We start from the raw sequence: 343 nt of genomic DNA on the forward strand, positions 1-343 counted from the left end.
CTATTGCGATTTGACCAGCCTCCATCTTCGCGTTGTCGAGAATATCCGACAGAAGACGTTCCAGCGTAGTGCTCGACGAGCCTATGATTCGGACCATATGCGCCGCTTCATCGCTCAGGTCAGCCTTGCCCAGCGCATCGGCCATCGCGACCACGCCGTTCAACGGCGTGCGGATTTCATGGCTCATATTGGCGAAGAAAGCCGCCTGGGCTTCGTGGACCTGGCGCTCACGGCGATTGGCGGCGGACAGTTTCTTGGACAGCCGGACCTGTCTCCAGAACATGGCGGCGATGCCGACGCCGACGATGGCCAGGATGGCGACCAGCCAGCGCTGAGCGTTGAT

General features: G+C 60.6%; 1 protein-coding gene. It reads right to left on the bottom strand.

The window, feature by feature from the left end:
- The coding region (locus tag ACM0OT_RS23815; protein ID WP_414566843.1) for a histidine kinase dimerization/phospho-acceptor domain-containing protein at nt 1–343 on the bottom strand (343 nt) is incomplete at both ends.

Origin of the sequence: Anabaena sp. CCY 9613 (assembly GCF_963920895.1) — a bacterium.
Lineage (GTDB): Bacteria > Cyanobacteriota > Cyanobacteriia > Cyanobacteriales > Nostocaceae > Cyanocohniella.